The following is a 6,582-nucleotide window of genomic DNA, read 5'->3' as shown; positions in this document are numbered from 1 at the left end:
TTATATGTACGAATATAACTATAAAAGATTCCAAAAACGACTCAACCAGTGTGCTCCGGTTGAATACCGAGTCACACTGGCTGCATAGTCTTTTTTATGGCTGTCTACTTGACAGGGGTAAGACCACTATTTAGTTGGACTTTTCATTAATATCCTTTGTTTATCATGTCATCAAATTCTTTTAACTCGATCGGAGTAATCTCTTGATATAAAGTCGTTTCAACCTTTCGTAACCTTTTTCTTCTTAGCAATATCGGCAGATAAAAGATGGAGAAGAGCGCAACTACTATAAAATATATAAATGAATTTAATGAGTTTATTAATGAAAAACCTAAAACCAGGTTAAAGAAAATATTAATAAAGGTAATATATTTTTTATTCTTTCTTAATTGATATAAAGTACTATGGTAGTTTTCAAATGGACTACGATCTCGTAAAGATTTTTCTTTCCAAGATGACTCAGCATTTATATATTCTTTATGAAATTTTTCTACCTCTGTTTCTTGATTTGATACTGTGTTGCTAAGCTTCGGTTTAACGTCTTGAACCATCTTATGTACATCTTCTTTTATTAATTCTCTAATTTCATTATCTCTTATGTTTTCTTCTAAAGTATTCACTTTTTTATTAATCCCTATTAGAGTGGTAAATGAGTTTGCAGCGGAAAAGAAAAAATAAAAACTGACTAAAACTATCAATAAGCTGTTGTTATAAGTCGGATTGTATATCGAATTACCATACAAAGCTACTGCGCCGAAGCCAATACAAGCTATATAAAGTATAAAACGTTGTACACTAAACGGTTTTACTGGCATAAAAAAATCCTCTTTTCTATTAATGAACGGGTCCTACTTCCTCAATTTTTAGAATATATGTATGATAATCGTCAGTCACCAATACCTCTTCCATTTCATCCATTTCTTCTAAGAAGTTGTTATTACCATAAACAAGCCTTAAATCTTTTACAATTGCTATACTTGTAATAACTTTCCCAAATTGACGTGACGAAAGTGTTCTGCCAGTTCTGGAGTTATGTTTACATAATTCGGATCAATTTTAAATCCCTTACTTATTCCTCCGCTTCCAGAGGATCACTTTTTATCTTTACATGATCCTGGTATCCTTTTTCATTAATCCAATCACGTACTTGATCTCTCCAAATAACGGAGCAGCATGCAGAAGAACAGGCCTTTTCGGTTATGCTATCTTGTGAAGCTGCTCGGACTAAATAGTAACCATCGTCAGTACTACTTGAAACCTTTTTATTACATGAAGCACAGTGAAAGGACCAATTTTGTTTAAGATTTTTCCTGAATTTCTTCATTTTAAATGATGGGTGATTAATAATATATTGATTCTTTTCATCGTTATAAACCCAGTCTAAAAACGTAGATCCATTGTAAACTCGATATCCAATTCAGTATTAATCCTTTTATTTTGAGACTCAATAAACTGATCAACAGAAGGGTTGTTATAGGCTGCCGTTAACTTTTCTATATACCCTAATGCTTCATTACGATTGACTAAATTTAAATCCGAAGAGTTTTTCAAAAGAAATCCTTTCTCTCCATCGTTCATAGTAACCTCTATAAATTTGAATATATTTGACATAAAAACAAAACTACCTCCTATGTTAACTATTCAGTTTGTAGATTCTATCCTTTTTATCAATGTCTTCAACAAAAACCAATAGACCGTTTCTGGTCATTTTGTCTAAGACTAAGCAAACCTTTCCATAGGCTTTCGGTTTGTTTGTAGAAAATCGTTCATTAGAGTATTTTCCTAGTTTAATAAGATGCTCACATATGGATAAAGCACTTGTTTCCCCTTTACGAATTAACTCTAAAATATCATTTTGTAGGGGAGAGGGAATATCGCTTATTGTGTTTTCCTGCTTTTTTTCTTCCTGGAACAATTCATCGAATGATATTTGGCTCATTATATTTCTCCGATCTTTAAATTACTGTTTAAAAATATACTTGGAAAGAGAGAAGAGGTTATTTATTTCGATTTTCTTCCATCTTCTCAATAATCTTTTTACCTTCATCCCTTGAGAGGTTTGTATACTTTGAAGTTGTTTCAATGCTGCTGTGTCCCAATTGGTCTCTAAGTGTAATAATATCTCCACCTTGAAGAATCCAATCATTCGCAAAGGAATGCCTCATCTTATGAGGACTTAAACCTTTACCGGTACTAAATTCATTCTGGTCATAAAATTCCTTCGTATATTTACTAACTAGGGTCTGTATAGACCTAACGGAGAGAGGTTGCACCATGCCTTTGTATTTACTCACAAATACATAAATATCTGATTCCTTTGTGTTAAACCTTTCTTGTCGGACTCTCAGATAGGCTTTTAACTCCTCAAGTGCAGCTTGTAGAACAAGCACCGTATCTTCCTTATTACCTTTACGGATGATATCTATTTCTCTTGTATGAAAATTAATATCTTGTAGAGTTAAACTAGCAAGCTCTGATACCCGTATTCCGCTTCCTAAGAGAAGGGAGATCATTGCTACATCTCTTTCTTTTTGCTTTAAGTAAGCTTTGTACATCTTAGCACTCGTAGCTTCTAGGACTTTTTCATAATCAAATTTCAAGTATTGAATAAAGTCACTAATTTCATTCGATTTAATCACCTTTGAACTTATCTTAGCAGCTCGACGACTGGCAGTTTCTTGTTCTTTACGTTGCTTAATTTTACTAAAGACATTTCGATAAAAATAACATTCTCCATCTTCATTTTCCGTCTCTGTGGTTAAGTAGCTGAAGAGGGATTTTAATGCGTTTATATTGCGATCTACTGCATCTTTGCTCCTGCGACGAACTGGGGCAGGGGGAGACTTGGTTTTTTCCTTTTCTGTTCTAATATCTTCGTTTTCTATGTGCTCTCTATATAGTTCAACAGTTTCTTTTGAAAGTGTCTCTAAAACAGAATAGGGAATCGATTTTATATCTTTATAATCAGCCACACCCTCTGAAAGGAGCCAGTTAAAAAACTTTAAATATTCATGTACATATCCTAATAGAGAAGAGGGAGAATATTTTGCTCTTCGTTTAGACCGCATATACTCTTGTACATAATCCGGCATTTGAGGGAGCATGGTTTCTAAACGTTCATCATGTATAATTCTTTGCCTGGATTCAATGGGCAAGACTAATCAACCTCCTTATTTCTAATTTAATTAAGTCTGCACTAAATATAATTTTAACGAACACTTGTTCTTTTTTATTTTTGGGCGGCTAACTCTAATTCAAATTTAGAAGTAAATAGATCTAGATATGTAGCTATATTTTTTTGCTCCAATGAACTATGGCCAGTCAACTCAAAGTATTTAATATTTACTAATAACTGATAGAAATTAGGGTATTTGTTTATCATATTCATGATGAACTTCTTTTTTCTCCATAAGTTCTTATCCTTTGGAAAACCATCTTTAAAAGTAACTGGTCTATTTTCAATAATATTTCGGACCATTCCAAGTATTGTATCTACAATTTCAATACCAATTTCTTCATTTTTCGCTTTTAACTTTGCTTTTTCCACCCAGAAATGAGAATTGCGGTAAATTGAATGTGTATTTAATTGTTCCTTTATATTTTTATCTAATTGAAAATCTCTATAAAGGCCACTATCCTCAATATATAGTCTTGCTTTAATGTCAGAAAAACTACCATAATCTCTTAATAAACCATAAAGAACACGTTCTGGAATCTTACTATAAATCATTTTATCTACAATATTTTTATAACGTCTTTTTTCTTCATTTATGTGTTGTATTTTTATAAAAGAAACTATATTAATTCTAACGGAACGATAGTAATTTGATATAACACTAACTGCTTCTTCGTGATTTTTATAATCATTGGAACCTAAATCAGTAAAATGTAATTTATAATTAGGATCAGTCTTTAATTTTTCATTTAATGCATTTATTTTTCCTGTAGTATAAAAGTCAGTAGGTAAGGAAAGTCCACACATTAGGGAGACATGTTTATCTATTTTTCCACTTTCATCAAAGAATACAGTTACATTATGTTCCATTTGTTAAAATTCCTCCGTATCATTTTAAAAGCTTGCATAAAATATTTGTTTATGTTAAATTTTAATTAACAGCATTGAGCTTATCACAGGCTTCGCCTAATGAAATTTGATAAACCAGTGTTAAAACGAACGTTTTGGGAAACCGAGGATAGCATCCTCGGTTTTTCCTTTTGGTCTATATTACCATTATACCAAACACACATTCTACTGTCTATTGTAAATGTTCGTTAAATAGTTATTTAACGCAAACTTATAATTTTATATATTCGTTGTTTGTACTTTTTTTCTTGTCGGTAGAATAACTGCATTATGATAAATAGTTTTACTTTCCCCTATTGGTGTCAATTTCATACGTTCTTGCTGCCAGTTGTAGCTTTGCAGAAATAAGGCAACTTGAAACCTGTTAGATGTATCTCGTCGCATACGAAAATAAAATAAAGAAATAATACAAGAGTTGCAACATATAAACAAATCATACGTAATGAACCTGTTGTTAATCTATCGCCCCCTATAGCTTAAGTACGTTGTTTCACAAACTTTCCTTTATTACAGGAATGCTGCCACTTTTCTTCCATAAGAAAAATTCACTTATTATAAGAATGCTGGGAAGGATGTTAAATAAAAATAGACCCCTACCTTAAAGGATCTAAAAATTCATATAGTTAACGACGACACTTTTAACAGCATTATGCCTCATTTAATTTTCTTTATTATTCTGCTTAAAAATCTTCCCATAGCTTTACGCTTTTTTCATGAATTTGGCTATTTTGCCACACGCCTTTAAAATATTCGGATAGTACACCACCTTCTCCTTGAAATCTCTCTTCAAGAACAGCTTGCACCTTATAACATACTTCTTTAAGGCTTTTTTTGGGGGTATTGGAGAAAGATGCAAAGTAAGAATAACTATATACTGGTTCATTTGGGAATAATTCGTACGCATGTTTTAACATCGATATACCTTTCTCTTCCCAATAATCATAATCACCGAAGTGATCTGGGAACAGAGAAGTCATATAGCCAAAACACCAAAGAAAATCTTCATTTGTGATAAAATTAGCCATTCCAAAATGTGTTACTTCCTTTAACACAGTCTCTAACTCATCAAAATCTACATCCTCATCTGTAATCCCTAAAGGCCCTTCTTCTACTAATATATTCCAGGCAAAGAAACCAAGTCGAATAGCAACTTTTATGTCTTGAGGATTTTGCCGCCAACTCTTTATTAGAAGCAATTTTGCTTCCTCCCATTTCTCTTCCCTTTCTAATATATCAACTTCTAACCATTCCCAGTTAATCACAATATTATCCCACCTAATTTTGATCATGGTTTAGCTTTAGTTTAACAAACACATCCATTACGTTTTGATAAAATGAATTATGCATTTCATTATATATATCTGTATTTGATATTCAATAATTTAATTATTTGTATTAACAATATATCATAGAGAGCTATCTATTTTTATTTAATTATCCTGCGTTATAGCCACACAAGAAAACAAGAAAAAAGCTTCCCTATTGTTTAAGGAAAGCCCCCTATTGTTTAAGTGTAATTCTTCGCAAAGTTGGTTTTTACATAGGATATTTATTAGTGAAATTTGTTATCTTCACTTTATTCGAAACAACTATGAACATATATATGACTATGTTAAGGTTTAAATATGTTAATCAAATTACGAAAAATTCAGAATTATAGAGGAGGCAAATAATGAATCTTTATGACTACTTATCAAATATTTATGGTGATAAATGGGACAAAAATCGTGTAGGGATTTTTGCAGGAAAAGGACAACATGAAGTAGTAAAAGCAGCTTTAGAACAAATTAAAACACTAGAAGAATGGGATCAGGTAGCTGCCCATGTTTCTGTTGATAGAAGTATAGTTTGATGCGCAAGATGCATTGTTTGTTCTTCTCAATCACATATTGGAAGATGATGATGAACATCCCATGGAATAACTCTATTCTAATGATAGGTATAGATCCTATTTAGTTATTTTTTAGTCAAGCAAAACCATCAGATAAGTAAACAAAATGGTTATATTGATATGAAAACCATTCACAGATAAATCTCAAAATATTGGATTTGAGTCAATAATTTGGACACAAAAAAATTAAGTATCAAGCGGTTCTTCTAATCTGATCCTCCATAGCTTGAGGTGTTTGATAGCCGATGCTGCTGTGAATTCTGTTTCTGTTGTACCAGCCCTCTATAAACTGAAACATGGCCAGCTTCGCTGCCCGGTAGTCTGTGTACTGGGTATGATAGACTTCTTCTTTCTTTAATATGGCGTGAAATGACTCTATACAGGCATTGTCATAAGGACAGCCTTTCTGACTGAAAGAATGCCTGATTCCGTATTTTTGGACATGCTGAGTAAACTCACTGCTGGTATATTGTGAGCCAAGATCGGTATGAAGAATTAAGCCCTTTCGGGGTTTTTGAGAAAAACAGGCGTTTTGAAGTGCTTCGATCACTAATTCCGAAGTCATAAAACGAGAAAAAGAATAGCCAACAATTTTTTTCGAATGCAG

Annotated in this window: 9 protein-coding genes; 2 read left to right on the top strand and 7 right to left on the bottom strand. The window is 32.4% G+C overall.

The window, feature by feature from the left end; genetic code table 11:
* Nucleotides 1-4: 4 nt before the first annotated feature.
* Nucleotides 5-88, top strand: coding sequence for a hypothetical protein (locus EM808_RS29950; RefSeq protein ID WP_412973749.1), 84 nt, complete (start codon nt 5-7; stop codon nt 86-88).
* Nucleotides 89-146: 58 nt separating this feature from the next.
* Here the strand turns inward: EM808_RS29950 and EM808_RS28205 are convergent, their stop codons facing one another.
* From EM808_RS28205 to EM808_RS28180, 6 genes are all read right to left on the bottom strand, one after another.
* Nucleotides 147-815 carry a hypothetical protein gene (locus EM808_RS28205; protein WP_127743106.1) on the bottom strand — a complete coding sequence of 223 codons (669 nt, stop codon included), beginning with the start codon at nt 813-815 and terminating at the stop codon, nt 147-149.
* A gap of 565 nt (nt 816-1,380) precedes the next feature.
* Entirely contained in the window at nt 1,381-1,578 is a 198-nt protein-coding gene (locus EM808_RS28200; protein ID WP_164849829.1) for a hypothetical protein, read from the bottom strand.
* A 55-nt stretch (nt 1,579-1,633) separates the two neighbouring features.
* The gene (locus EM808_RS28195) at nt 1,634-1,939 is read right to left on the bottom strand and encodes a DUF3895 domain-containing protein (RefSeq protein WP_127743102.1); all 306 of its coding nucleotides are present in this window, start codon (nt 1,937-1,939) and stop codon (nt 1,634-1,636) included.
* Nucleotides 1,940-1,997: 58 nt separating this feature from the next.
* Nucleotides 1,998-3,155: a tyrosine recombinase XerS gene (gene xerS / locus EM808_RS28190; RefSeq protein WP_235856745.1), complete on the bottom strand. Its 1,158-nt coding sequence runs from the start codon at nt 3,153-3,155 to the stop codon at nt 1,998-2,000.
* A gap of 74 nt (nt 3,156-3,229) precedes the next feature.
* Entirely contained in the window at nt 3,230-4,045 is an 816-nt protein-coding gene (locus EM808_RS28185) for a DUF3800 domain-containing protein (protein ID WP_127743100.1), read from the bottom strand.
* 719 nt (nt 4,046-4,764) lie between these two features.
* Nucleotides 4,765-5,346 carry a hypothetical protein gene (locus EM808_RS28180; RefSeq protein ID WP_127743098.1) on the bottom strand — a complete coding sequence of 194 codons (582 nt, stop codon included), beginning with the start codon at nt 5,344-5,346 and terminating at the stop codon, nt 4,765-4,767.
* Between the two features lie 410 nt (nt 5,347-5,756).
* Between EM808_RS28180 and EM808_RS28175 the strand changes: the two genes are divergently transcribed.
* Nucleotides 5,757-5,936, top strand: a complete 180-nt coding sequence (locus EM808_RS28175) for a hypothetical protein (protein WP_127743096.1) — start codon at nt 5,757-5,759, stop codon at nt 5,934-5,936.
* A 232-nt stretch (nt 5,937-6,168) separates the two neighbouring features.
* Here EM808_RS28175 and EM808_RS28170 read toward each other — a convergent pair.
* Nucleotides 6,169-6,582 (bottom strand): DDE-type integrase/transposase/recombinase (locus tag EM808_RS28170; protein WP_164849828.1); only part of this gene is annotated, 414 nt, incomplete at its 5' end.

It is taken from the genome of Niallia taxi (assembly GCF_004005475.1).
GTDB classification, from domain to species: Bacteria; Bacillota; Bacilli; order Bacillales; family Cytobacillaceae; genus Niallia; species Niallia taxi.
The sequence above is the reverse complement of the archived record's forward strand: the minus strand, read 5'-3'. Positions and strand labels throughout refer to the sequence as shown.

Bases quoted from the DNA above. Each gene is read 5' to 3' on its own strand.
- EM808_RS28205 (WP_127743106.1), bottom strand. From the start codon at position 815: ATGCCAGTAAAACCGTTTAGTGTACAACGTTTTATACTTTATATAGCT.
- EM808_RS29950 (WP_412973749.1), top strand. From the start codon at position 5: ATGTACGAATATAACTATAAAAGATTCCAAAAACGACTCAACCAGTGT.
- EM808_RS28195 (WP_127743102.1), bottom strand. From the start codon at position 1,939: ATGAGCCAAATATCATTCGATGAATTGTTCCAGGAAGAAAAAAAGCAG.
- EM808_RS28200 (WP_164849829.1), bottom strand. From the start codon at position 1,578: ATGAACGATGGAGAGAAAGGATTTCTTTTGAAAAACTCTTCGGATTTA.
- EM808_RS28175 (WP_127743096.1), top strand. From the start codon at position 5,757: ATGAATCTTTATGACTACTTATCAAATATTTATGGTGATAAATGGGAC.
- EM808_RS28185 (WP_127743100.1), bottom strand. From the start codon at position 4,045: ATGGAACATAATGTAACTGTATTCTTTGATGAAAGTGGAAAAATAGAT.